Source organism: Bacillus sp. 16GRE42 (genome assembly GCF_019837435.1).
GTDB lineage: Bacteria > Bacillota > Bacilli > Bacillales > Bacillaceae_G > Bacillus_A > Bacillus_A wiedmannii.
On record NZ_JADAXF010000012.1, the window covers coordinates 24,299 to 48,239 of the forward strand.

26 protein-coding genes are annotated in these 23,941 nt (G+C 35.5%); 1 reads left to right on the top strand and 25 read right to left on the bottom strand.

Features of this window, described 5'->3' with window-relative positions; translation table 11 throughout:
• Positions 1-38: 38 nt before the first annotated feature.
• The 16 genes from mfd to metG all read right to left on the bottom strand — a co-directional run bounded on the left by mfd (position 39) and on the right by metG (position 16,477).
• Positions 39-3,569, bottom strand: coding sequence for a transcription-repair coupling factor (gene mfd, locus ILS93_RS27870; RefSeq protein WP_064475156.1), 3,531 nt, complete (start codon positions 3,567-3,569; stop codon positions 39-41).
• Positions 3,570-3,674: 105 nt separating this feature from the next.
• Positions 3,675-3,899 (bottom strand): anti-sigma-F factor Fin family protein, encoded by a 225-nt coding sequence (locus ILS93_RS27875; RefSeq protein ID WP_222661714.1) that lies wholly within the window; start codon positions 3,897-3,899, stop codon positions 3,675-3,677.
• A gap of 70 nt (positions 3,900-3,969) precedes the next feature.
• Complete coding sequence (gene pth / locus ILS93_RS27880; protein WP_078183735.1) at positions 3,970-4,530, bottom strand: aminoacyl-tRNA hydrolase; 561 nt, start codon at positions 4,528-4,530, stop codon at positions 3,970-3,972.
• Positions 4,531-4,602: 72 nt separating this feature from the next.
• Entirely contained in the window at positions 4,603-5,556 is a 954-nt protein-coding gene (locus tag ILS93_RS27885; protein ID WP_000107420.1) for a ribose-phosphate diphosphokinase, read from the bottom strand.
• A gap of 18 nt (positions 5,557-5,574) precedes the next feature.
• Positions 5,575-6,954 carry a bifunctional UDP-N-acetylglucosamine diphosphorylase/glucosamine-1-phosphate N-acetyltransferase GlmU gene (gene glmU, locus ILS93_RS27890; RefSeq protein WP_064475154.1) on the bottom strand — a complete coding sequence of 460 codons (1,380 nt, stop codon included), beginning with the start codon at positions 6,952-6,954 and terminating at the stop codon, positions 5,575-5,577.
• Positions 6,955-7,276: 322 nt separating this feature from the next.
• Positions 7,277-7,570 (bottom strand): septation regulator SpoVG, encoded by a 294-nt coding sequence (gene spoVG, locus ILS93_RS27895; RefSeq protein WP_000454042.1) that lies wholly within the window; start codon positions 7,568-7,570, stop codon positions 7,277-7,279.
• A gap of 152 nt (positions 7,571-7,722) precedes the next feature.
• Positions 7,723-8,097 carry a RidA family protein gene (locus tag ILS93_RS27900; protein WP_000869826.1) on the bottom strand — a complete coding sequence of 125 codons (375 nt, stop codon included), beginning with the start codon at positions 8,095-8,097 and terminating at the stop codon, positions 7,723-7,725.
• Between the two features lie 124 nt (positions 8,098-8,221).
• Entirely contained in the window at positions 8,222-9,070 is an 849-nt protein-coding gene (gene purR, locus ILS93_RS27905) for a pur operon repressor (protein ID WP_064475153.1), read from the bottom strand.
• 54 nt (positions 9,071-9,124) lie between these two features.
• Positions 9,125-9,994 (bottom strand): 4-(cytidine 5'-diphospho)-2-C-methyl-D-erythritol kinase, encoded by an 870-nt coding sequence (gene ispE, locus ILS93_RS27910; protein ID WP_000772096.1) that lies wholly within the window; start codon positions 9,992-9,994, stop codon positions 9,125-9,127.
• Positions 9,995-10,190: 196 nt separating this feature from the next.
• Complete coding sequence (gene sspF / locus ILS93_RS27915; protein ID WP_001985066.1) at positions 10,191-10,370, bottom strand: acid-soluble spore protein SspF; 180 nt, start codon at positions 10,368-10,370, stop codon at positions 10,191-10,193.
• A 91-nt stretch (positions 10,371-10,461) separates the two neighbouring features.
• The gene (gene veg / locus ILS93_RS27920) at positions 10,462-10,722 is read right to left on the bottom strand and encodes a biofilm formation stimulator Veg (RefSeq protein ID WP_000044349.1); all 261 of its coding nucleotides are present in this window, start codon (positions 10,720-10,722) and stop codon (positions 10,462-10,464) included.
• Positions 10,723-10,960: 238 nt separating this feature from the next.
• A complete protein-coding gene (gene yabG, locus ILS93_RS27925) occupies positions 10,961-11,824 on the bottom strand; it encodes a sporulation peptidase YabG (protein ID WP_064475152.1) in 864 nt (287 codons plus the stop codon).
• Positions 11,825-11,934: 110 nt separating this feature from the next.
• On the bottom strand, positions 11,935-12,813 hold the full coding sequence (rsmA, locus tag ILS93_RS27930) for a 16S rRNA (adenine(1518)-N(6)/adenine(1519)-N(6))-dimethyltransferase RsmA (RefSeq protein ID WP_064475151.1): 879 nt from the start codon (positions 12,811-12,813) through the stop codon (positions 11,935-11,937).
• Complete coding sequence (gene rnmV, locus ILS93_RS27935) at positions 12,810-13,367, bottom strand: ribonuclease M5 (protein ID WP_000692830.1); 558 nt, start codon at positions 13,365-13,367, stop codon at positions 12,810-12,812. Before rnmV ends, rsmA begins: the two co-directional genes overlap by 4 nt.
• A 194-nt stretch (positions 13,368-13,561) precedes the next feature.
• A complete protein-coding gene (locus ILS93_RS27940; protein ID WP_064475150.1) occupies positions 13,562-14,329 on the bottom strand; it encodes a TatD family hydrolase in 768 nt (255 codons plus the stop codon).
• A 165-nt stretch (positions 14,330-14,494) separates the two neighbouring features.
• Positions 14,495-16,477, bottom strand: coding sequence for a methionine--tRNA ligase (metG, locus tag ILS93_RS27945; protein WP_064475149.1), 1,983 nt, complete (start codon positions 16,475-16,477; stop codon positions 14,495-14,497).
• A 501-nt stretch (positions 16,478-16,978) separates the two neighbouring features.
• Here metG and ILS93_RS27950 point away from each other — a divergent pair.
• Entirely contained in the window at positions 16,979-17,263 is a 285-nt protein-coding gene (locus tag ILS93_RS27950) for a transition state genes transcriptional regulator AbrB (protein WP_000843037.1), read from the top strand.
• Positions 17,264-17,283: 20 nt separating this feature from the next.
• On the opposite strand, the gene rsmI is transcribed toward ILS93_RS27950, so the two are convergent.
• The 9 genes from rsmI to ILS93_RS27995 form a co-directional block, all read right to left on the bottom strand.
• Positions 17,284-18,159, bottom strand: a complete 876-nt coding sequence (rsmI, locus tag ILS93_RS27955; RefSeq protein WP_064475148.1) for a 16S rRNA (cytidine(1402)-2'-O)-methyltransferase — start codon at positions 18,157-18,159, stop codon at positions 17,284-17,286.
• The gene (locus ILS93_RS27960) at positions 18,128-18,418 is read right to left on the bottom strand and encodes a GIY-YIG nuclease family protein (protein WP_000414343.1); all 291 of its coding nucleotides are present in this window, start codon (positions 18,416-18,418) and stop codon (positions 18,128-18,130) included. The genes rsmI and ILS93_RS27960 overlap by 32 nt, the downstream gene beginning before the upstream one ends.
• Positions 18,405-19,145, bottom strand: a complete 741-nt coding sequence (locus tag ILS93_RS27965; RefSeq protein WP_060486369.1) for a tRNA1(Val) (adenine(37)-N6)-methyltransferase — start codon at positions 19,143-19,145, stop codon at positions 18,405-18,407. The genes ILS93_RS27960 and ILS93_RS27965 overlap by 14 nt, the downstream gene beginning before the upstream one ends.
• Positions 19,146-19,265: 120 nt before the next feature.
• Entirely contained in the window at positions 19,266-19,619 is a 354-nt protein-coding gene (yabA, locus tag ILS93_RS27970; RefSeq protein WP_000412057.1) for a DNA replication initiation control protein YabA, read from the bottom strand.
• A 14-nt stretch (positions 19,620-19,633) separates the two neighbouring features.
• Entirely contained in the window at positions 19,634-20,461 is an 828-nt protein-coding gene (locus ILS93_RS27975) for a PSP1 domain-containing protein (RefSeq protein ID WP_000272429.1), read from the bottom strand.
• Positions 20,462-20,466: 5 nt separating this feature from the next.
• Positions 20,467-21,450: a DNA polymerase III subunit delta' gene (gene holB / locus ILS93_RS27980; RefSeq protein WP_064475146.1), complete on the bottom strand. Its 984-nt coding sequence runs from the start codon at positions 21,448-21,450 to the stop codon at positions 20,467-20,469.
• A gap of 35 nt (positions 21,451-21,485) precedes the next feature.
• A complete protein-coding gene (gene tmk / locus ILS93_RS27985) occupies positions 21,486-22,112 on the bottom strand; it encodes a dTMP kinase (RefSeq protein ID WP_000677225.1) in 627 nt (208 codons plus the stop codon).
• A gap of 1 nt (position 22,113) precedes the next feature.
• A complete protein-coding gene (locus ILS93_RS27990) occupies positions 22,114-23,535 on the bottom strand; it encodes an aminotransferase class I/II-fold pyridoxal phosphate-dependent enzyme (RefSeq protein WP_088047077.1) in 1,422 nt (473 codons plus the stop codon).
• Between the two features lie 72 nt (positions 23,536-23,607).
• The gene (locus ILS93_RS27995; protein WP_064475144.1) at positions 23,608-23,787 is read right to left on the bottom strand and encodes a sigma factor G inhibitor Gin; all 180 of its coding nucleotides are present in this window, start codon (positions 23,785-23,787) and stop codon (positions 23,608-23,610) included.
• Positions 23,788-23,941 lie beyond the last annotated feature (154 nt).

Sequence of the window (23,941 nt, forward strand, 5' to 3'; positions counted from 1 at the left end):
TCTTCTATGCACGCCGAATTGTATTTTTTTATCTTATATTAGGCATTTATGACTTCTTTTTTTACATCTGGCAGGCCTTTTAATAAATTTTCAGCAATTGTTAACCACTTCGATGTCTCTAAACCATTTGTTTTCATAACGATTTTCAATTGCGATCCTTCCATTCCTAGACCAATCATACGTCCAAAACTATTTCCAAGCATGAATAATTTTCCGCCATCAATATTTTGACTTGCTTGTTCTGAGAACAGAATTGTCACTTCAAATTTATTTTGCTTAATTAACTCAATTTGTTCTTTCATTGCCAATACTTTAATATTTGCAATTTGCAATAAGTAACCAACTTCTTGCGGATAATCACCAAATCTATCTATCATCTCTTCCTGCAACTCTTCAATATCCTCAATTGCAGAAACACCTCTAAACTGTTTATACATCATAATCTTTTGTTTACTATCTGAAATATAAGCATCTGGTAAATATGCATCTACTTCTAAATCAATTTCAACATTAACTGTATTTTCAACCCCATCTGTTCCTCTACGCTGTTCAATTGCATCTTTTAACATTTGAGAATATAGATCAAATCCGACAGAATCAATAAATCCATGCTGTTCGGCTCCTAACAAGTTACCTGCACCACGAATGGATAAGTCTCTCATTGCAATTTTGAAACCTGACCCAAGCTCTGTGAACTCTTTAATGGCTTGCAGACGCCTCTCTGCAACTTCTGATAACACTTTATCTCGTTTGTATGCAAAGTATGCATATGCAACACGATTAGAACGTCCAACACGACCACGAAGCTGATACAGCTGCGATAGTCCCATACGATCTGCATCAAATACAATTAACGTATTTACATTCGGAATATCTACACCCGTCTCAATAATTGTTGTACTTACAAGAACATCATGCTGCCCTTCTAAAAACGATAGCATAACAGACTCTAATTCACCTTCGTTCATTTTCCCATGCGCATAAGTTACACGCGCGTCTGGAACTAACATCGAAATTTCATCCGCTTTTCTTTCGATATCCTCCACACGATTATATAGGAAGTAAATTTGCCCACCTCTTGCAAGCTCTCGTTCTATCGCTTCTCGCATTAACGCTGGGTTATACTCTACTACATACGTTTGGACTGGGAAACGATTTTCTGGTGGTGTCTCAATAACAGATAAGTCACGCACACCAAGCATAGACATATGGAGTGTACGCGGAATCGGAGTTGCCGTTAATGTTAACACGTCAACATTTGCTTTTAATTGTTTAATTTTTTCTTTATGCGTTACACCAAACCTTTGTTCTTCATCAATAATAAGAAGACCTAAATCTTTATAAGTAACATCTTTAGATAAAATACGATGCGTTCCGATTACGATATCTACCGTACCATCTTTTAAGCCTTTAATTGTTTCATTTTGCTGTTTTCTCGTACGGAATCTACTTAATAATCCTATATTGATTGGATAATCTTGAAAACGCTCTCGAATTGTTTCATAGTGTTGTTGTGCAAGGATCGTTGTCGGCACTAAAATTGCAACTTGTTTTTCATCCATAATTGCCTTAAATGCCGCACGGATAGCTACTTCCGTCTTTCCATATCCTACATCACCACAAAGAAGCCTATCCATCGGACGTCCACGTTCCATATCTTTCTTAATCTCTTCAATAGAACGTAATTGATCCTCTGTCTCTTGATATGGGAAAGAAGATTCAAATTCTTGTTGTTCTGCCGTATCTGGTGTATATGCATAACCCTTTGAAGCTTCGCGCTCAGCATATAGTTTAATTAGGTCATCCGCAATGTCTTGTACAGATTTTTCAACTTTCGTTTTGACCTTTTTCCAATCATTTCCGCCCAATTTATAAACTTTTGGATCCTTACCTTCAGATCCTACATATTTCTGCACTTGGTCAATTTGTTCAATTGGAACGTATAACTTATCATTACCTTGATATTTAATATTCAAGTAATCTTTATGAACACCATTAATCTCTAATGTCTCGATACCTAAGAATTTACCTATACCATGATTTACATGAACTACATAATCTCCAACTTTTAATTCCGAATAACTTTTAATACGTTCAGCATTAGATAACTTCTGCTTACGTTGTGATTTTTTAACTTTCTTATGAAAAAGCTCTTTTTCAGTAATAACAACAAGCTTTTGCATCGGCATTTCAAATCCTGCATGTAAATCACCTACAGCAATTTGTAACCTTCCAGGCAATAATATGTCTGTGCCCTCTACGATATCTGCCTCAATATCATAATCACTTAAAATATGTTGTAGTTTTTTTACACGTTCATCATCTGTGCCGAGCACAACAGTCGTAAAATGCCCTTCGTTCCATCTATCAATTTCAGTTTTCAACAACTGCATCTGCCCATGGAAATCTTGCATTGTTTTACATGTCACATTCACAATGTTTTGCGGATGTGTATGTGCTATATGACGTAAGAATAACGTTAAATATACAAAACTTCTTTTTTTATGATGAAGAAATTCCTCAAACGAGTGTGAGAAAGATAAATCTTGAATAATTATTCCCTCACCAAGAAGTGATATATACCATTCCGCCTCTTCTGTTTCAAGATGTGATGCTGTTTCTTGAATACGGGAAATCTCATCTAAAACCACAATACCATCTTCTGGTAAATAATCTATAAGACTAGCAGGTTCTTTATAGAAAATAGATAAATATTTAAACATCTGTTCTATACTTTGCCCGTTTTTTAACATCTCAATTTCATGACTTACCGTTTCAAGCACTGTAGTCTTCAATTTATCATCGGAAAGTTTTTGCATCGTCTTAGTCAAGCCTTCCTCAAGATGCTCAATTCCCGACTTCAATTCTTCCTGTGAAAATAAAAACTCTGTTGCTGGACCAAATCTAACACTTTCTTTTTTATCTTGAGAGCGCTGTTCATCCACATCAAATAATCGAATAGAATCAACTTCTGTATCGAAAAATTCAATACGAAATGGTAACTCTTCAGTTAATGGGTAAATATCTAATATTCCCCCACGCAAACTGAATTCCCCAGGAGCTTCTACCATCGACTTACGCTCATAACCAATATGATGTAAAGTATGCAAGAATGTATCTAAATCAATCTCTTGCCCTAGATTGATTTCGATTTGCCTTTGCTTCCACAACTCTTTCATTGGTAAAAATCTGCGTAGTCCTGCAACTGGCGCTACAATAATCCCGTTCTCTCCTGCCGCTAAACGATTCAATACTTCAATACGTTGCGCCTTCAATTCTGGGCTTGCAACACCAATTTCTGATGCTATCAATTCATTTACTGGGTATAACCACACATCTTTTTCACCAAGTAACGCCACTAAATCTTCATGCACTTTTTGTGCTTGATATAAATTATGCGTCACAATAAGTTGTGATTTTTTTGTTTTTTTATATAAGGCCGCCATTAATAACGAACGAGAAGAGGTTGCCATACCTGATACAAGTTGTTCTTTTAAACCATCTTCTAGTCCATTAATAACCGATTGGATCTCTTCATTTTTATAAAATTGCTCTAATAAACCTATCATTTTCAAAACCCCTCTCAACATAAAGAGCAAGCCACTATATTTTATGCAAATATTTTGGAAAAAGAAAACAGAAAAATGCTTTGGACATGCCAAAGCGACAACATTTTATTGCAGAAATTTTTCATATTCATAATACTCAGGATAAGATGCGAGCGTTTCTTGACACGATTCACAAATCGTTTTTATATATATATTTCCATTCTCATGAAAATGAATCATCTCTACTACTTCTTGCTCTGTTAGTTGAAATAAAACGTCGCTATACACTTTTTCTGCAGTAACGGAGCCTACATTAATCCCGCAATGTCTGCAATAATAATAACCTTCCATACTAGCCTCCTAAAAATCCAATTACTACTAGTATGGGTAAAAATAAGACAAAATATTCCCAATCATACCCTTAACTATTGAAGGTATTCATGATTTGAAGAAAAGGTTTATTTAACCATTCTTCACATGCATCCGCTGCTTTTTCAATAGAATGACTCACATCAGGAATTTCTTCCGATGTAAAACGTCCTAATACGTAATCTACTACCTTCATGCCATTTTTCGGACGATCAATTCCCATGCGGATACGTTGAAACTCTTGTGTTCCTAAATGTGAAATTGTTGATTTCACACCATTATGTCCACCAGCACTACCTTTCATACGAAGGCGTAATTTACCTACAGGGATGTCTAAATCATCGTACAGAACAACGAAGTCTTCAACATCAATTTTATAGTAATCCATGAGTGGTCGAATACTTTCCCCAGATAAATTCATATATGTAAGTGGCTTTAATAAGATTACTTTTTCTCCATTAACAAATCCTGCACCAAATATTCCTTTAAATTTTTGTTCATTCAAAGAAATATTCCAACGCTTTGCAAGTTCATCAATCGCCATAAATCCAATATTATGCCTTGTTAATTCATATTCTCTACCCGGGTTCCCAAGTCCTACTATCAATTTCATTCTTGTACCACTACTTTCTTTTTTCGATACGAAAAGACGTAACCAATCTTGGTTACGTCTCATTCTATCCAATTAATTGAATAATACACTTACAGATTCTTCTTCGTATACACGAATGATTGCTTCTCCGATTAGTGGAGCAACTGAAAGTTCATGTACTTTGTCGATTTTCTTCTCTTCTGGTAATACGATAGAGTTGGTTACAACTAACTCTTTAATATTTGAATTTTGGATACGCTCAATTGCTGGACCAGATAATACTGGGTGTGTACAGCAAGCATATACTTCAGAAGCACCGTTCTCAACAAGAGCGTTTGCTGCTAATGTAATTGTACCAGCTGTATCAATGATGTCATCAATTAAAATTGCTGTTTTACCTTCAATATTACCGATAATGTTCATTACCTCTGATACGTTCGGACGAGGGCGACGCTTATCAATAATAGCGATTGGTGCTTTTAGACGATCTGCCATTTTTCTAGCACGAGTTACCCCACCGTGGTCAGGTGACACGATTACGATATCTTTAAGACCTTTTGTTTCAAAGTAATCTGAAAGGATCGGTACACCCATTAGGTGGTCGATTGGGATATCAAAGAATCCTTGAATTTGTGGAGCATGTAAATCTAGAGTGATTACACGAGTTGCACCTGCTGTTTCAAGCAAGTTTGCTACAAGTTTCGATGTAATTGGTTCACGAGAACGCGCTTTACGGTCTTGACGCGCATAACCATAGTAAGGAATAACAATATTAATTGTTTTTGCAGATGCACGCTTTAATGCATCGATCATAATAAGTAATTCCATGATATGTTCGTTTACTGGGAAGCTTGTAGATTGAATAATGAATACATCGCAACCACGGATACTTTCTTCAATGTTAATTTGAACTTCTCCATCACTAAAACGATCAACAGAACATTTTCCTAGTCCTACTCCAATGTGCTTTGCAATTTGCTCAGCAAGTTCCTTATTAGAGTTTAAAGAGAATACTTTCAAATTAGAATTTAGATATTGAGTCGACATCTAGATTAACCCTCCACATTATGATTTTTTCTTATTCAGCAATTGATCAACATAGTCTTCTTTGTTAACTTGACGTGCACGTGCTACAGATAATGCTTTTGATGGAACATTCTCTGTAATTGTAGAGCCTGCTGCCACATAAGCACCATCTTCAACTGTTACAGGAGCAACAAGGTTTGAATTACATCCAATAAATACCCCATTACCAATCACAGTTTTGAATTTATTCTTACCGTCATAGTTCACCGTAATTGAACCACAACCAAGATTCACGTCTTCTCCAACTTGTGCATCCCCGATATAACTTAAGTGTGAAGCTTTACTTCTATTACCAAAAACAGTTTTTTTGATTTCCACGAAGTTTCCAACGCGTACTTCATCTCCAATAACTGAATCTGGGCGAATATGTGCAAATGGACCAACCGATACTTCTGTACCAAGTTTACTATCATGTACAGTAGATTGACGAATTGTTGTACGATCTCCAATTTCACTATCGCGAATTACTGTATGCGGTCCAATTTCACAATCAGAACCAATTACAGTATTCCCCTCAATAATTGTTCCTGGATGAAGAACTGTATCACTACCGATAATCGCATCAGCAGAAATATACGTGTTACTTGGATCAATAATTGTAACACCATTTACCATGTTCTTTCGGTTGATACGGTTTTTCATAATAATTTCCGCTTGCGATAGAGCGACTCTGTCGTTAACACCTAACGTTTCATCGAAGTGCTCTGTTTGATAAGCTGATACGATATGACCTTCATTTTTTAAAATCTCAATAACATCTGGCAGGTAATATTCACCTTGTACGTTATCATTTGAAACTTTAGAAAGTGAGGCGAATAAAGCTTTATTATCAAAACAATACGTACCTGTATTGATTTCTTTAATAGCTAATTCTTTCTCATTTGCATCCTTATGCTCAACAATCTTTTCAACATGACCATTCTCATTACGAACGATACGACCATATCCAGCAGGTTCTTCTATGTAAGCTGTTAGCACCGTTGCCATTGCCCCTGCCTCTTTATGTTGCTGAAGCAATGATTCCATCGTTTCAGCAGTTATTAGCGGCGTATCACCACAAATAACTAAAGTTGTTCCTTCTTCGTTTGCAAGTACACTTGCAGCTTGATCTACAGCATGTGCTGTACCAAGTTGTTCTGCTTGTAATGCAAACTCACTTACGTTTCCTAGCTGTTCTTGTACCATTTCAGCACCATGTCCTACGACTGTTACAAGTTTCTGCAATCCTAATTGCGTTACTTGATCGACAACATGTTGTACCATAGGTTTTCCACATACAGGATGAAGCACTTTGTATAGCTTAGACTTCATACGTGTGCCTTTGCCTGCAGCTAGAATCACTGCAAATCTGTTTGACATATAGACCCTCCATCGCAACCTATTTATCCATTAACGATATTATCCTAAATCATCATATATTTCAAGAAACACATTTTAACTATTAAATTTTACCATAATTCTTATACGATGTTTTACTCTTTAGTATCTTTTTTAAGAAATAAGCTATACTATTTAAAATGATTTTGAAAAAATTAGAAGTTTTCCTCTTCACTTTGAAGAATTCAGAATTTTCCGTGCGAAAAATAGATAAAACCACAAAAAAACAAACCCCTGTAAATGCTTACAGGAGTTTGTTGCAAAATTATAGGGATTTCTTTAAAAAGCCCTTTTCATTCGAATTTTACGAAGCACCCGCTTCTTCAAACTCAACCTCTTCTAACTCGCCTAAACGATGATACTCTGTTAAAACCGCATCTTGAATTTTAGAGCGTGTATTAGAATTAATTGGATGTGCAATGTCACGGAATTCTCCATCTGGAGTACGTTTACTTGGCATTGCTACAAATAATCCATTATTACCATCAATTACACGAATATCATGAACAACAAATTCATGGTCTAGAGTAATAGAGGCAATTGCTCTCATGCGGCCTTCTGTGTTTACGCGGCGTAATCTTACGTCAGTCACTTCCATCTTGTGTTCACCACCCTTTTCTAAATAAGCGATATATTTGTATAAATTCCACAAATTTTCTATTTTCCCTTTAATTTTTTAAAAATTTTTAAGATAAAAATTTTTAATGTAATTGAATATAGAGATTAGTGGAGGTTATCGCTTACAAAAGATTACTTAACTAGGGCAATTACTTCGATTTCAATCGAAACATCTTTCGGTAATTTTGCTACTTGCACACAAGAACGCGCTGGCTTATGAGTAGAGAAATAAGAGCCGTATACTTCATTAACAGCATTAAAATCATCCATATCTTTTAAGAATACTGTTGTTTTTACTACTGTATCAAATGAAGCACCTGCTTCTTCTAATACCGCTTGTAAATTTTGAAATACTTGCTCTGTTTGTACTGTCACGTCTCCTGCTACAAGCTCTCCACTTGCAGTTAACGGAATTTGTCCTGAACTGTAAAACATATTATTTACAATAATCCCTTGTGAATATGGTCCAATTGCTTGTGGTGCATTGCTTGTTTGAACAACTTTCATATTTTTTCACCCTTTTATTATTTATTTTTACTCTTTAAAAATAGTGCACGAAAAGCAGTTTGTCCATCTATTTTATAATTTATAAATAGAATAAAAAAAAGATAAAGCGATCTGCTTTACCTTTTTACTCAGCCTCTACAAGCCCTTCATCAAATGGTGCCAGTGAATAATTTCCCTTTTCCACTTGAATCGCTTTTTCTTTCACATCAACTTCTGATAGACGAATTAATGATACAAAATTATTAATTAGTCGTTCTTCAATATCCGTGGATTCTACTAATACACCAATACCAACAACATTAGCCTTAAACTCTTCTAACATACTCATCATACCTTGAATTGTCCCGCCAGCTTTCATGAAGTCATCAATAATTAAAACATTTGATCCCTCTGGAAGGCTACGCTTTGCTAACGTCATTGTTTGAATTCGCTTAGAAGAACCTGATACATAGTTAATACTAACAGTTGGACCTTCTGTTACCTTATTATCTTTCCTTGCAATTACTACCGGTACATCTAAGTAATTTGCCACCGCATAAGCAAGTGGAATCCCCTTCGTTGCCACCGTCATAACCGCATCAATTGGTTGCCTAGCAAAAACAGAAGCAAACAAACGACCTGCGCCATTAATATGGCGAGGATTACTTAAAAGATCTGTCATATATAAGTAACCACCAGGCAAAATACGACCTGGATTTTCAAATAAGCTACAAAGCTCACTAATAATTAGATCTGCCTCTTCCTCACTTATATATGGTATATATTTCACTCCTCCTGCTGCTCCTGGTACCGTTTGCAATGTGCCGACCCCTTGTTGTTCAAACGTTTGCTTAATAATAACTAAATCTTCACTAATGGAAGACTTAGCTGATTGATACCTTTCAGCAAAAAAAGTGAGAGAAACTAGCTGACGAGGGTTTTGTAACAAGTAATACGTCATATCGACTAATCTTGTACTTCGTCTAATTTTCATACTCTCACCTCAAATCACGAATATTCTAAACAAATCATAACGTATTATACGTCTTTATTCAAGCGTTTCTCGCTCTCCTAATAAACGTACTGCGTATACTTGTTCACAAAATCCTTTTAATCCATTATATATACGATGCATTCGCGAATCATGGTGCACAAGACCAAATACAGTTGGGCCACTTCCACTCATTAATACGGCATCCGCCCCAAATCGCTTCATCTGTGCCTTAATACGTGCAACTTCAGGATGCATCGCAAACGTTACATCTTCTAAAACATTACCAACAGTATCACAAATCCCTTTGTAGTCCCCAGCATTTATGACGTTAACCATTTTATCTACATTTGGATGTGTAACTCGATTTAACTTTAAATTTCCATACACATCAGCAGTAGATACACCAATATGGGGTTTCGCCAAAATAACCCAACAAGAAGGCGGAGTTTTTATGTGCTCAATTTGCTCTCCTCTTCCAGTGGCAATTGCTGTCCCACCATATACACAAAACGATACATCTGATCCAATTTTTGCGCCAAGCTCTGCTAACTGATCAATTGTAAGCCCTAAATTCCATAATTTATTAAGGCCACGTAATGTCGCTGCTGCATCACTACTTCCACCTGCTAATCCAGCTGCTACTGGAATCGTTTTTTCAATAGTAATAGATACGCCTTTTTTCACATTAAACTTCTCTTTTAATAATTTCGCTGCTTGATAAGCTAAATTTCTTTGGTCGTCTGGGACATACCGATTATGGGATAAAATTTCAATACGGTCTTCTGCTAATTCCATTAGTTCTAAACGATCCGCTAAATCAATTGTTGTCATAATCATTTTCACTTCATGATATCCGTCTTGTCTTTTTCCCAGTACATCTAACGACAGATTAATCTTTGCTGGTGCTTTCACTAGTAGCTTCAATCTATTCACCCACTCTATGTACTCAATCTTTTATCGTTTATTTTACCATAAATTTATAGTAAGACGATGACACTTCCCTAATTATAACGAAAAGCATTCAGAATGAAACTACTTATGTAAAATGATGGCACCTTTTCGAGTACAAAAAGCCGAGGAATCACTCCTCGGCTACCGTAGCATAGAAAGTATCTTACAACTACTGGTTTTGTTTCATTAATTGCTGTTCTGCAATTTCTATAGCACGTTTCACCATGTTACCAGCATCTTTCGCACGAATTCCGCCCCAGCCTTCTTTCTGAACAACATCATAAAAGCCTAGCTCTTTTGCAAGCTCTTCTTTAAATTGATTTGACATGACACCTCTTCGTCTACTCAATGCAGAGTCCCTCCTTATTTTGCTACGGTATAATTAGTATGCAAAATAATATAGCTTTTCATTTGTGGGAATATATGTAACGATACATGAATTATAAAATTACTTCATTATGAGGTTCACCATAAAACGTTAACTCTACTGTCTCTGTTAAAACATCCGCATAGCTATATGATACACGTTGCAACGCATCTTCTTGCTGATCCAATTGTACAACAAAAACAGAACGGTACGTTTCTGCAAGTACACCTGATTGTTCTACTGTTTTTCTTCTCCCACTATTTGCCTTTAACATCAGTCTCTGTCCAAGATGGTGATCTAATTCGCTTTTAATTTCATCTAAACGTTTTGACATATACTTCGTTACACCTCGCTGTAATTTAGATTGCACACTTAAAACACGATATATCTATCCCAATTATTAACCGCAACTCACAGACAATATCGTTATAAAAGCATCATGCGTTCAAATAGATAGAAGAAATACTATATTGTAAAAGTATCATTATGTAGTCTGCGCGTTCTTGTCTCTTTTTATCCAAGCTGATTTAAATCCTTTCCATACAAAAAAGCAAGATACATATGTACCTTGCTTATTCTTCATAATGTTGAAAGGGTAATCCAGTTCGTAAAATCCCCTTCGTCTCAATCCCGCCAAGTCCCTTTTCGCCGGTAATCGTATTACGTACAACATCCCATACATTTACTCTTTCCATAAACGACGTAAAACTAATTTTACCAACCACATATACAGGATCTAGTGCGTGAATATTAATTCTAGATGGTGAACTAGCAAAATTAGCACCCGCTCGAATTAATGCTTCAAAGTGTGATTGGCATGCCCCGGCAAAAATAACGAGTTGATCCAATGATGGATATTTTTTTCTCACTTCTCGAACAGCCTGTACAAAATGCCTTGAATGTCTATATGCTGCTAAATCTCCCTTTACCCCTTTTGATTTTGTATATGCATCGTGCCCCGTAATAACTAAAATGTCCGGACGAAAATGATCTATTAAATCTACTACCTTTTCATGCATCTCTGTTTCTTTACAATGAATACCTTGTACAGGAACACCAATTTTATTATATAAGTCTAAGCACTTGCGCAAATATAACGGGTCCCCATCTATATGCAATACACGTCCTGGCATTTGAAAATAATTCACCTCACTTGTATATCCACCCGTTGAAGTGTGTTCATGCCTTTGTTTCATTAATACATAATCTTGTTGAAACAAACGATACGTACGCTCCATCGTTTCTTTCTCACGCTTCGCTCTTTTTTTATGCTCTCGTTGATCTATACTAATTAAATCTTCAAGTGGTGCATCTGCCACCAGTCTAATTTCCTCTCCAAATAATATAGCTATCTCGCCTTTTATTTCTATAATACGAAAAAGGATATCCCTATTATGAGAATATCGTTCCACTAATTCTCCAACATGTAAAGCCATTCTCCTACCTCCAAACTCGTTAGGCCATCTTACCTGTTTTTAAAGTATGAATGTAGGAGCGGAAAGGTGACAAAAGGGACAGTTCAAGTTGAACTGTCCCTTTTCTATTCTTATGACAATTTATGAAGAACTAATGCATTACTTAATGTTGCAAACTCCTCGATAGATAGCGTTTCGCCTCTTCGTTTTGGATCAATTCCTACTTCTGTTAAAATTCGATCCAACAACTCTTTATCTTTCGGGAAACCGTTTAAATTATTTGATAAATTATTCATTAAAGTTTTACGACGCTGTGCAAAACTTGCTCGTACTACTTCAAAGAAGAATGTCTCATCTGTTACTTCTACAACTGGTTTCGGGCGCTTTAGGAGACGAATAATCGCAGAATCAACATTTGGTTGTGGCACAAACACTGTACGTGGTACAGTCATAACTGTTTCTACCTCTGTATAATACTGAATAGCAATGGATAAAGAACCATACTCTTTCGTTCCAGGTTTAGCAGCTAAACGATCTCCAACTTCTTTTTGCATCATAACAACAAATCCACGAACCGGTAATTTCTCTTCCAGCAATTTAAATAAAATTGGCGTTGTAATATAGTACGGTAAGTTCGCTACTACCATTACATCTTGCCCTTCCTCAAATTGCTCACTAAACACCTCATGTACATCTGCCTTTAGTACGTCTTTATTTATAACTGTAACGTTGTTATATGGAGCTAACGTCTCATCTAAAATCGGTAATAATCTCTGATCAATTTCAAAAGCCACTACTTTTTTAGCACGCTTCGCTAATTGTTCTGTTAACGCACCGATACCTGGTCCAATTTCAATTGCACCACTTTCTGAACCAATTTCAGCGTGATCGACAATACGATTTAATACGTTCGTATCAATTAAAAAATTTTGTCCTAAACTTTTTTTGAATGAAAATCCATACTTTTCAACAATGTCTTTCGTACGATTTGGCGTTGCGATATCCTTCATTTTCTTTCCTCCTGTATGACTTGCTTATAAGCTTCTGCAAACGATTCTTTTGAAACTTGAAACATTTGTAAACGTTTATGTAACTGTTTTGCGTTTGTATAACCAATCTTTAATAGCTTACCCATTCTTTCTCTGCGACTCTTTGCCATTTCTCCGCCCACTAAGCCTGCATCGACTAAATCGCTCCAACTAATTTCACTTGTGTAAGCTTCCATTTCTTCATGTATATTCTCTAAAGCACGGCGAATTGATTCATTAGAAGCATGTTCAATCCCGACACCCTTTTTCCTTTTGGCAAGTGCTTCTTCCTTCGGTAAAAAGGCATGTTTACATCCAGGCACCTTATCAGAAATAATTTTTCGAATACGCTCTCCAGGATAATCCGGATCTGTGAAAATAATAACGCCCCGTTTTTGCAGCGCTAATTTAACTTGCTCAATAACATGATCACCGATTGCTGAACCGTTCGTTTCAATTGTATCCGCATCAACAGCACGCTTAATCGCAACTGTATCATCTTTACCTTCTACAACGATAATCTCTTTAATTTTCATGCTTGCCTCCACACTCGTTTCGTCTCTACTTAGTAAAACAAAAAAATGACGACTTTTCCATTATTATTTTCCCCATTCTTACATTTTAAAAAATAGAATGTCCAAAACTTTGTTCTCTCTTCTTATTGTAACACTTCCTCATTCGCCCTTATTTTTTCACAAAAATAAAAAAGAATGGGTTCTCCCACTCCTTTTTATTCAACACCAAATAAAGCTTTTGCATTTTTTGTTGTTATTTCTGCTACTTCCTCATAAGAAATTCCTTTTAAATTCGCAATTTCTTCTGCTACGAGTTTTACATAACTTGGTTCATTTCGTTTTCCTCGAAATGGATGTGGTGTTAAATATGGACAATCCGTCTCTATTAACAATTTCTCTAATGGAATCTCCATAGCAACTTCTTTCGGTTTCTTAGCATTTTTAAATGTAACTGGTCCGCCTAACGAAATTAAAAAGTTCATATCAACACATCGCTCTGCTACTTCTACGCTGCCACTAAAACAATGCATAATGCCTCCCACTTCAGCTGCATTCTCTTCTTCTAGAATATCAACAATATCTTGAGTTGCATCGCGGTTATGTATAATAATCGGCAATTTCACCTTTTTGGCTAATGCAATTTGTTTACGGAATACTTCCTTCTGTATTTCTTTTGGAGACTTATCCCAATGATAATCTAATCCCATCTCTCCAAGTGCAACGACTTTAGGATGAGAAGCAAGTTCTTCTAACCAAGCTAAATGTTCTTCTGTCATGTCAATTGCATCAACTGGATGCCATCCTACCGCAGCGTAAATAAAATCATAAGTTTCAGCTAATTCAATCGCCTTTTTTATCGTTACTTCATCAAAACCAACAACAACTGTATAGGTAACTCCCACTTCTTTCATTCGTACAATAACCTCTTGCAAATCTTCTTCAAATTGCTCTGCATTCAAATGTGAATGTGTATCAAACAACATAATACATAACTCCTTTTATATTGAAATCCAGTTTATTCTAAAAAATAAGCTCTTTACTAACTTAACGATAACAATACTATAATTTTAATGCAAAAGTAGAGAATGTAAAAAGAAAAAAGACGCTTCACACATGTTACACGTGAAACATCTCTTTTCTTGTCTTAATTACTTGATTTTCGTACCGTTTGGTAGATTTTGGTCGATTGATGCTAATGACAACACGCCATTCTCTTCACCCGCTAAAATCATACCTTGTGATAATTCACCGCGTAATTTTACAGGTTTTAAGTTTGTTACACAAATAACCTTTTTACCTTTTAGGTCTTCCGGCGAATAGAATTTTGCAATTCCTGAAACAACTTGACGCTTTTCTGTACCTAAATCCAGCTGAATTTTTAACAACTTATCTGCTTTTTTCACAGGTTCAGCTGATAGTACTTCAGCTACGCGTAATTCTACTTTAAAGAAATCATCAATTGTAATTTCTTCTGCTTTCGGTTCTTCTTCTTTTTTCTCTTCTACTTTAGGAGCAGAGCTTTTCATTTGTTCTTTAATGTAGCCTACTTCTACTTCCATTTCTAAACGAGGGAAAATCGGGTTTCCTTTTTCTACTTTTGTTCCAGCTGGAATACAGCCAATTGTAGATAGGCTTCCCCAAGATTTATGTGCCTCTTCAGTAAGTCCAAGTTGAGCAAACATCTTACTTGGTGCTACCGTTAAGAACGGCATAAGCATAATACCTGTTTGACGAAGTACTTCTGCTAAGTGAGCCATTACAGAAGCTAATTTTTCACGATCATTCTCATCTTTCGCTAATACCCACGGTTGTGTTTCATCAATATATTTATTTGCACGGCTAACCAATTGCCAAATTGAGCTTAGCGCTACAGAGAATTCCATATTCTCCATTGCCTCTTCTACTTTTTTCAATGTATCTTTTGCAAACGTTACTAACGTTTCATCGAATTCCGTTACATCTGCTTTAAATGCAGGGATTTCTCCGTTAAAGTACTTATCAATCATAGCTACTGTACGATTTAATAAGTTACCTAAGTCATTTGCTAAATCGAAATTAATGCGCTCCACAAATCCTTCTGGTGTGAATACACCATCAGATCCGAATGGAACTTCACGAAGTAAGTAATAACGTAATGCATCTAATCCGTAACGATCGATTAAAGTAACTGGATCTACTACGTTTCCTTTTGACTTACTCATCTTTCCATCCTTCATTAAAATCCAACCATGAGCAAAGATTTTTTTCGGAAGAGGTAAATCTAATGCCATTAAAATGATTGGCCAATAAATTGTATGGAAACGAACGATTTCTTTTCCAACTAAATGCACATCAGCTGGCCAGAATTTCTTATACATCTCTTCATTTTCTGTTCCATAACCTAATGCTGTAATGTAGTTAGATAATGCGTCAACCCATACGTAAATAACGTGTTTCGGGTTACCTGGAACACGAACTCCCCAGTCAAATGAAGTACGAGAAACAGCTAAATCTTCTAAGCCCGGTTTAATGAAGTTATTAATCATCTCATTCTTACGAGACTCTGGCTGAATGAAATGTGGATTATCTTCATAGAATTTTAATAGTCTATCGACATATTTACCCATTCTAAAGAAATACGATTCTTCACGAACAAGTTCTACATCATGACCACTATCTGGGCTTTTTCCTCCAACTACTTTTTCACCTTCCATAATTGGATCTACTAATTGATGTTCTGTATAGAATGTTTCATCTTGTACAGAATACCAACCTTCATATTCATCAAGATAAATATCACCTTGATCTACTAGTTGCTTGAAGATTTTTTCAACAACATCTTTATGACGATCTTCAGTTGTACGAATAAAATCATCATAAGAGATATCCATCTTCTCCCAAAGCTCTTTGATTCCTGCAACAATGTTATCCACATATGCTTGTGGTGTAACATTTAATTCTTCTGCTTTCTTTTGGATCTTCTGTCCATGCTCATCAGTTCCTGTTAAATAATGAACATTATATCCTTGCATACGCTTATATCGTGCCATCGCATCTCCTGCTACTGTTGTATAAGCATGTCCAATGTGTAATTTTCCACTTGGATAATAAATTGGGGTAGTAATATAAAAGGATTTGTTTTCCTCTGTCATTGTTTTGGACCTCCCGGATAACCTCATATGTATTTATAAATAGTATATCAAAAACTTATATATAAAGTGAAACTTTAATCTGTGGGGGTTTTGTTCACTCCCGCGGATTATTAACCCGCACCAATCCGACTCCAACTTAACTTCTTTGCTCCAGCCAAATTTTAAATTTAGAATCTTACTGCTTGCTAATGCTTGATAAAAACGAGTTAATACTTAGTATCTTTATCATCTATTGCTCATATTTCAAGAAAATATACAGTCCTTACTTACAATCTATAAATTTTTCTGAAAATAAAGTGAAATAATAGTAGAAATTACTCTCATTCTATTATATATAAGAAGTAAGAAATCTATAAATCTTTTTAAAAAATATAGAATTAAAGAATTGACGGAAATGTAAATGATTGGTATCATATGTCCATAGGGTATTTTGTCGAAAAATGACGAATCTAGAAAATAGACTCGAAACTTATAAACTATTTCTTTAGGAGGAAAAGAATTATGAAATCTACTGGTATCGTTCGTAAAGTTGATGAATTAGGTCGTGTAGTAATTCCAATCGAATTACGCCGTACTTTAGGTATTGCAGAAAAGGATGCTCTTGAAATCTACGTTGATGACGAGAAAATCATCTTAAAAAAATATAAGCCAAACATGACTTGCCAAGTAACTGGTGAAGTATCTGATGGTAACCTATCTTTAGCTGAAGGTAAAATTATCTTAAGCAAAGAAGGCGCTGAGCAAGTCTTAAACGAACTTCAAGATTATATCGAAACAGCAAAATAAGCTTCTCAATTATGAGAAGCTTATTTTTTATCGACATGATAGATTTGATATACATCGCGTTTCGACAAATCTCGATCTTTAGCGACTGTTTTTATTGCCTCTTTTGAATTCATACCTTTTTCGTTTATATAATGTTCAATATGATCATATATCGAAATAGATTCCCACCATTGTTCTTCTGGGGCAGGTTCTTCCGTTGAACCAGCTACTAAAATACAAAACTCGCCACGAACTTCATTTTGTTTCGTCCACTCAATTGCTTCCTCAACTGTTCCACGAATAAATTCCTCGAATTTTTTCGTTAACTCTCGACATAATACAATTTCTCTATTTCCCAACACTTCTTGCATCGAGATTAAAGTATCATCTAAACGATGGGGCGCTTCATAAAACATCATTGTAGTTTGTACATAACGAAGCTTCTCTAACTCCATTTTTCTTTCTTTTTTATTTCTTTGTAAAAATCCATAGAAATAAAATTGTTTTGTTTCAAGACCTGATGCAATTAATGCTGTAAGGGCTGCATTTGCCCCAGGAAGCGGGATAACATGATACTGTTCTGCTACAGCCTCTACAACAATATCGTAACCTGGATCGGAAATACACGGCATACCAGCATCACTAACAAGTGCTACAGTCTTTCCTTCGTCTAACTTCCCTAATATTTTCTTCCCACTTACTTCCTTATTGTGCTCATGGTAACTCATAACAGGGGTTTCAATTTCGAAATAATTACAAAGTTTTTTCGTTTGTCTCGTATCTTCAGCAGCAATTAAATCAGCTTCTTTTAAAATTCGGATTGCACGAAATGTCATATCTTCTAAATTTCCAATAGGAGTTGGTACTAAATATAAAACTCCCTTTTCATTTTGTTGAAAGCTTTTTTGTTGCCACATAGCGTTCTCCTTTTTGCATATATTCTTCTTTTTGTTTTCTATTTAACTGCTTAAAATAATACTCTGCTTGCATAGCTGTACGCTTATCTTCATGAAATTCTATGTATTTTAAAACAACAGGAAGTCTAGCACGCGTATACCTAGCCCCTTTTCCACTATTATGGGTCTGAATCCGCTTCTCTATATGATTTGTATATCCAGCATAATAACTTCCGTCAGAGCACTCTACTACATAAAAACAATGCTTATTCTTCTCCATATAAAATTGAACGAATCTCCTTTGTATATTCATTATTTTCTTCATATACAAAAAGAGGGGGCAATATTTTCAAATCTGCGTTTCCATCCTTAATTCCTTCAATTAACAATGTATTCGCTTCTTTCCCTGCCTTAGGATAAACAAATCTTACACGCTTTGGTTCAATTTTGTATTTACGCATTAATGTAACAATATCTAGTAAACGACCTGGACGATGTACAAATGCTACTTTCCCACCTTGCTTTACTAATTGACTACTTGCAGATACAACATCCTCTAATGTACACATAATTTCATGACGAGCTATCGCTAAATGTTCATTCATATTTTTCTCAGAAGTTGCAGGTGTTTGAAAATAAGGGGGATTACATGTGACTACATCATATTGATGACGTCCAAGTTTCTCCGGCATATCTTTCAAATCCCCATGTATTAAGTGAATTCTTTCTTCTAACTTATTGTATTGAACGCTTCTGATTCCCATATCATATAAACGTTCTTGAATTTCTACACCTGTAATGTTTCCCTTTGTTCTTGTACTTAATAAAAGGGGGACAACTGCGTTACCTGTACACAAATCAAGTACATTACCTTTTTGAATCGGTACCCAAGCAAAGTCTGCAAGTAAAACAGCATCTAACGAGAAATTGAATACTGATGGGCTTTGTACAATCTTCATATCTTGCGCTAATAAGTAATCTAAACGTTCATCTTCATATAAATTCATATGTTACTCCTTTTCTTACACTTAACCTACCCTATTTCATCTTCTACTAATAAAAAACATATTTCATTCTACTCTCATGTATAAAAAATTACCTTTCCAATTATCATTGGAAAGGTAATTTCACTTTTTATTTAAAAATGACAGGCAGAATAAACAATCTCCCTCTTTACGTACACTTCCATAATGCAGATTACAAATATGAAAACCTTCTTGATATAGCCTTGCTAAATTATCGTAGCCTTCGCCAATATCAGTTGTCTTCGGCTTCACTTCTTTACGTTTTTGAGTTTTTTGTTTTTCTTTAATCTGCACTTCTTCAAAGCGGTGTCGCAAATTTTCATTTTCCATTTTTATATGTTGGTTCTCTTCCAACAACTCTGCAAGATGTTGTTTTAATTCTCCCAACTGTTTGTATAAATGTCCAATTTGCTCTTCCATACTAGAAACCGATGCAAAAATATCTTTTTTCTCCACAAGCACCCACCTCATTAATCTGTGGTTTGACTCGAAACGACCCCTTTATTCACTAACTCATCTAACGTATATTCTACTATCCGTTCCTTGTCTACTAGTTCCACTTGAATTAATCTTTCTAAAATATTTAATCCGATAACACGGCCAGTACCATGCGGGGTTTGTATACGTTGATCTAAATCAGGAAGTTGTTCCTTTGCTGCCTCATATTCATCATTCTCATATTTTAAGCAACACATTAAGCGACCACATAAACCAGAGATTTTTGCAGGATTTAATGATAAATTTTGATCCTTTGCCATCTTAATGGATACAGGTTCAAAATCTCCTAAAAAAGTAGAACAACAAAGCATACGACCACATGGACCAATACCACCAAGCATCTTCGCTTCATCACGAACACCAATTTGTCTTAGTTCAATTCTTGTCCTAAAAATTGCCGCTAAGTCCTTCACTAGTTCGCGGAAATCAATCCGACCATCCGCAGTAAAGTAGAAAATAATCTTATTGCGATCGAACGTATACTCTACATCTACAAGTTTCATATCAAGATTATGCTCTACTACCTTTTGCTGACAAACTTGATATGCTTCTTTCGCAGCATGTTTGTTCTCTTCAACAATGGTACGATCATTTTCATTTGCAATACGAATAACCTTTTTTAGCGGTAATACAACGTCGTTTTCATCAACTTGCTTTTTGGTAATAACTACTTTTCCGTACTCAATACCTCTTACTGTTTCTACAATTACAAACTCATTTTCAGAGATATCGAACTGATTCGGATCGAAGTAATACACCTTTCCGGCCTTCTTAAAGCGAACACCTACTACATCATACAAAACGGTCATCCCTCCTGCAACCGCAACACTAACTGTTCGAACACAAGCTGCGCATTTACATTAGCGTTGATTCTATTTTTTGCCTCTAATATATTAAAGAGAGCTGATACAATGCGCTTCTGAGCATAGGAGAAAGATTCAAACAACTCTTTCTGCTCATGAAAAACAAGACGATCTTCTTCTCCAAGTTGAACATATAATAAATCCTTATAAATAAGGAGCAACATATCTAAACCTTGCTGTAATTGTTCTTTCTCTCCAAAGTGTTTTCCCCATTTTTCTTGTACAAAAAAAATAGAGGCTTTATCCTTTTCGAGCGCTTCACATAATTTTATCACTAAAGCTCGTGCTTGTGCAAACCATTCATCACTACATAAAGCTAAAGCTTCATCAAAACTATTCGTGAGTTGCGCAGCAAGTGTCGATAAAGATGCCGTAATACCTTCATCCTGTAATCTTCTAATTAAAGATTCCGTAGGTAACGGTCTAAATGTAACAACTTGACAGCGAGATAAAATCGTATTTAAAATTTGATGACTTTGTTCAGTAAGTAAAATAGCTGTTGTATCACTACTTGGTTCTTCTAAAAATTTTAAAAGTGTATTCGCTGCATTTGCTGTCATACGATCTGCGTGCTCAATAATATATACTTTTTTATTTGCTTCTAATCCTGTTTTTGAAAACTCTTCTTGTAAATCATGAATTTGCTGCTTCTTAATAGATAATCCGTCTGGTTTTACAATATGTAAGTTAGGGTGGTTACCTGAATCAATTCGCTTACAATTTGTACATACATGACAAGGCTCTACCCCATTCCGCCCAGAACATAGGAAACTCTTTGCCATTTGAATTGCCGTTGCAAACTTTCCAGTCCCTTTCCCTCCCTCTAACAAGTAAGCGTGGGATATACGCTCTTTTGCAATGCTATTCATCAACATTTTTACACCGATGGGTTGTATAGCAGAAAGCTGCTCCCACGTCTTCGTCATAATACATACCTCACTTATTTCATTCTTTCCTTCTATTATAACAATTTATCTTCTATAATCTGAACAACTTCTTCTATAAGTTTTTCCATTGGTTGATCAGCATTTACCAATACAATACGATCTGAGAAACGTTCTACAACTTGTAAATACCCTTCACGGACACGTTTATGGAAAGAGATATCTTCCATATCTAATCGATTCACTTCACGTCCTGCATCTTTTTCAATGCGAGCTAAACCAATCTCTGGTTCAATGTCTAGGTAAATCGTTAAACTAGGCATACAGTCCTCTGTTGCGAAACGATTTATTTCAAATACTTTATCCATACCTAACCCTCTTGCATATCCTTGATACGCTAAAGAGCTGTCTATAAAACGATCACATAATACAAGGTAGTCCTCGTTAAGTGCCGGCATAACCTTTTCCACCAAATGTTGTCTACGTGCAGCAGCATACAGAAGCGCCTCTGTACGTGCTTCCATCATCGTATATTCTTGTTTATGTAAAATTGTTCTAATATCCTCTGAAATTGCAATACCACCTGGTTCTCTCGTCGCCATTACCTTTTGTTCTTTTTGTTCAAAGTACGGCAATAAACTTTTAATTAACGTTGTTTTACCCGAACCTTCTGGACCTTCAATTGTTACAAATAATCCCTTCATTCTAAAACCTACTTTCTATATCATACACTTTCATATATTTCGTGCTACCTTGAAAACGAGCGCCTGATTGCTCTAAATACATAATTTGCTCTTTATGTTCTGAAGTAATTCTTTCCCCATACATAATTAATGGAATTCCAGGTGGGTACGGAATTACCATTTCTGCCGCTATCATCCCAACTGCTTCTTCTACAGATACTACTTTTGTTTCATATCCTTCCAGTTGTTTATATGTATACGGTAAAGGAGAAAATTCTCCTTTATAAGTATAACGAATAGATTCCTTCTTGTCTTTCACCTCATAATATTGCAATGCCCCTCGGATCATCTCTATAGCCTTCATATATTCCTTATTTACTTGCAAGGGCAAAATAAATAGGACATTATATGGATCCGCCATTTCTGTATATATACCGACCTTTTCAAATACAGACTGTAATTCGTATCCTGATAACTGACAACGTGTCTGTACAGTAACCTTTAACTCATCTTGTAATGGATACTGTAAAATAGCTATTTGTGGAATAGAACACAATTCGTCTTTAAATCCCCGTAAAAACTCGACAATTTCATCATGTCCCTTTTCTTTTATACGTGCTATTGTAAAACGTGCAATATCAAGAGAAGTCATAATTGGATACGATGGACTACTAGATTGTAGCATACTTAAATAGGTAGAAACTTTTTCTTCTTTCACTAAGCGACTATTTATATGTAAATAGGATCCCATTGTCATCGCGGGTAATGTTTTATGTGCAGAATGAACTACAATATCTGCACCATATGCTAATGCTGACTTTGGAAATGCCCCTCCTAAACAAAAATGGGCTCCATGTGCTTCATCTACTAAAACGGGGATTTTATGTGCATGTGCATAAGCGATGCTTGCCTCTAGATCCATCCCCATTCCATAATAATTAGGATGCGTTAAAATGAGTGCTTTAGCATTTGGATATTTTTCAATTGCTTCCTTAATAATTTCATCATGAATTCCCACTGGTACATTATAAGCTTCATCAATCCATGGATCTAAAAAAATTGGATTTGCGCCCGCTAATTTTAAACCATTAATAATTGATTTATGACAATTTCTTTGTACAAGAACAATATCATGTTCCCCACAACAAGACAAAATCATTGCTAGATTCCCTACTGTTGAACCATTAATTAAAAAATAACTTTTTTTCACTCCATATACATCAGCTAATAACTGTTGTGCCTCATCTATACATTCAAACGGACTATGTAAATCATCTAATCCTGACAACTCAGTTACATCGATAGATAGTATATCTTTAAACTCCCCTACAGCTTCCTGAGGGAAGTTTAAACCATTTTTATGACCTGGAACATGAAAGGATAACGGCCCTCTTTCTTTAAACTCTGTTAATGCCTCATATAAAGGTATGCGATTTTGATTCATCTATATCTCTTCCTTATTATTTCATTCTCCCTCTATTATACAGAACAAAAAAAATAATAGGCATATGCCTATTTAAAAATATGATACTTCTAATTTCCGAAGCTGCTTTAAATAATATATATACTTCGGATCATTTGTCTCCGTATTCACCATATCCTTTTCACATTCATAACATATTAAATTATTATAAACATATATCCCTTCTTTTCTTTCTGTCTCACAAACAATACAAACTTCATTTTGTACTTTCATAACCTTCCCTCCCTATTCAAATGGACATATTTTATACTTCTATTCCTTAACAATTTTCAGAAAAATATACATCCATCTCTTATATAATATGATTAACCCTTGGGCAACGTGTTTGTATTACCATTACTTCTTTTTTCGTACTGTTTGAAAACAG

What these genes read in the sequence shown, in the direction of transcription:
- ILS93_RS27875 (WP_222661714.1), bottom strand. Translation starts at nt 3,899, where the DNA reads ATGGAAGGTTATTATTATTGCAGACATTGCGGGATTAATGTAGGCTCC.
- tmk (WP_000677225.1), bottom strand. Translation starts at nt 22,112, where the DNA reads ATGAAGGGATTATTTGTAACAATTGAAGGTCCAGAAGGTTCGGGTAAA.
- holB (WP_064475146.1), bottom strand. Translation starts at nt 21,450, where the DNA reads ATGACGAAGACGTGGGAGCAGCTTTCTGCTATACAACCCATCGGTGTA.
- mfd (WP_064475156.1), bottom strand. Translation starts at nt 3,569, where the DNA reads ATGATAGGTTTATTAGAGCAATTTTATAAAAATGAAGAGATCCAATCG.
- rsmI (WP_064475148.1), bottom strand. Translation starts at nt 18,159, where the DNA reads ATGTGGCAACAAAAAAGCTTTCAACAAAATGAAAAGGGAGTTTTATAT.
- ILS93_RS27885 (WP_000107420.1), bottom strand. Translation starts at nt 5,556, where the DNA reads ATGTCGACTCAATATCTAAATTCTAATTTGAAAGTATTCTCTTTAAAC.
- yabG (WP_064475152.1), bottom strand. Translation starts at nt 11,824, where the DNA reads ATGGCTTTACATGTTGGAGAATTAGTGGAACGATATTCTCATAATAGG.
- ILS93_RS27940 (WP_064475150.1), bottom strand. Translation starts at nt 14,329, where the DNA reads ATGTTGTTTGATACACATTCACATTTGAATGCAGAGCAATTTGAAGAA.
- metG (WP_064475149.1), bottom strand. Translation starts at nt 16,477, where the DNA reads ATGACAGAGGAAAACAAATCCTTTTATATTACTACCCCAATTTATTAT.
- pth (WP_078183735.1), bottom strand. Translation starts at nt 4,530, where the DNA reads ATGAAATTGATAGTAGGACTTGGGAACCCGGGTAGAGAATATGAATTA.
- ILS93_RS27900 (WP_000869826.1), bottom strand. Translation starts at nt 8,097, where the DNA reads ATGAAAGTTGTTCAAACAAGCAATGCACCACAAGCAATTGGACCATAT.
- rsmA (WP_064475151.1), bottom strand. Translation starts at nt 12,813, where the DNA reads ATGAAGGATATCGCAACGCCAAATCGTACGAAAGACATTGTTGAAAAG.
- purR (WP_064475153.1), bottom strand. Translation starts at nt 9,070, where the DNA reads ATGAAAATTAGACGAAGTACAAGATTAGTCGATATGACGTATTACTTG.
- ILS93_RS27950 (WP_000843037.1), top strand. Translation starts at nt 16,979, where the DNA reads ATGAAATCTACTGGTATCGTTCGTAAAGTTGATGAATTAGGTCGTGTA.
- ILS93_RS27995 (WP_064475144.1), bottom strand. Translation starts at nt 23,787, where the DNA reads ATGAAAGTACAAAATGAAGTTTGTATTGTTTGTGAGACAGAAAGAAAA.
- rnmV (WP_000692830.1), bottom strand. Translation starts at nt 13,367, where the DNA reads ATGAAAATTAAAGAGATTATCGTTGTAGAAGGTAAAGATGATACAGTT.
- ILS93_RS27965 (WP_060486369.1), bottom strand. Translation starts at nt 19,145, where the DNA reads ATGAATTTATATGAAGATGAACGTTTAGATTACTTATTAGCGCAAGAT.
- spoVG (WP_000454042.1), bottom strand. Translation starts at nt 7,570, where the DNA reads ATGGAAGTGACTGACGTAAGATTACGCCGCGTAAACACAGAAGGCCGC.
- veg (WP_000044349.1), bottom strand. Translation starts at nt 10,722, where the DNA reads ATGTCAAAACGTTTAGATGAAATTAAAAGCGAATTAGATCACCATCTT.
- ILS93_RS27960 (WP_000414343.1), bottom strand. Translation starts at nt 18,418, where the DNA reads ATGGAGAAGAATAAGCATTGTTTTTATGTAGTAGAGTGCTCTGACGGA.
- glmU (WP_064475154.1), bottom strand. Translation starts at nt 6,954, where the DNA reads ATGTCAAACAGATTTGCAGTGATTCTAGCTGCAGGCAAAGGCACACGT.
- ILS93_RS27990 (WP_088047077.1), bottom strand. Translation starts at nt 23,535, where the DNA reads ATGAATCAAAATCGCATACCTTTATATGAGGCATTAACAGAGTTTAAA.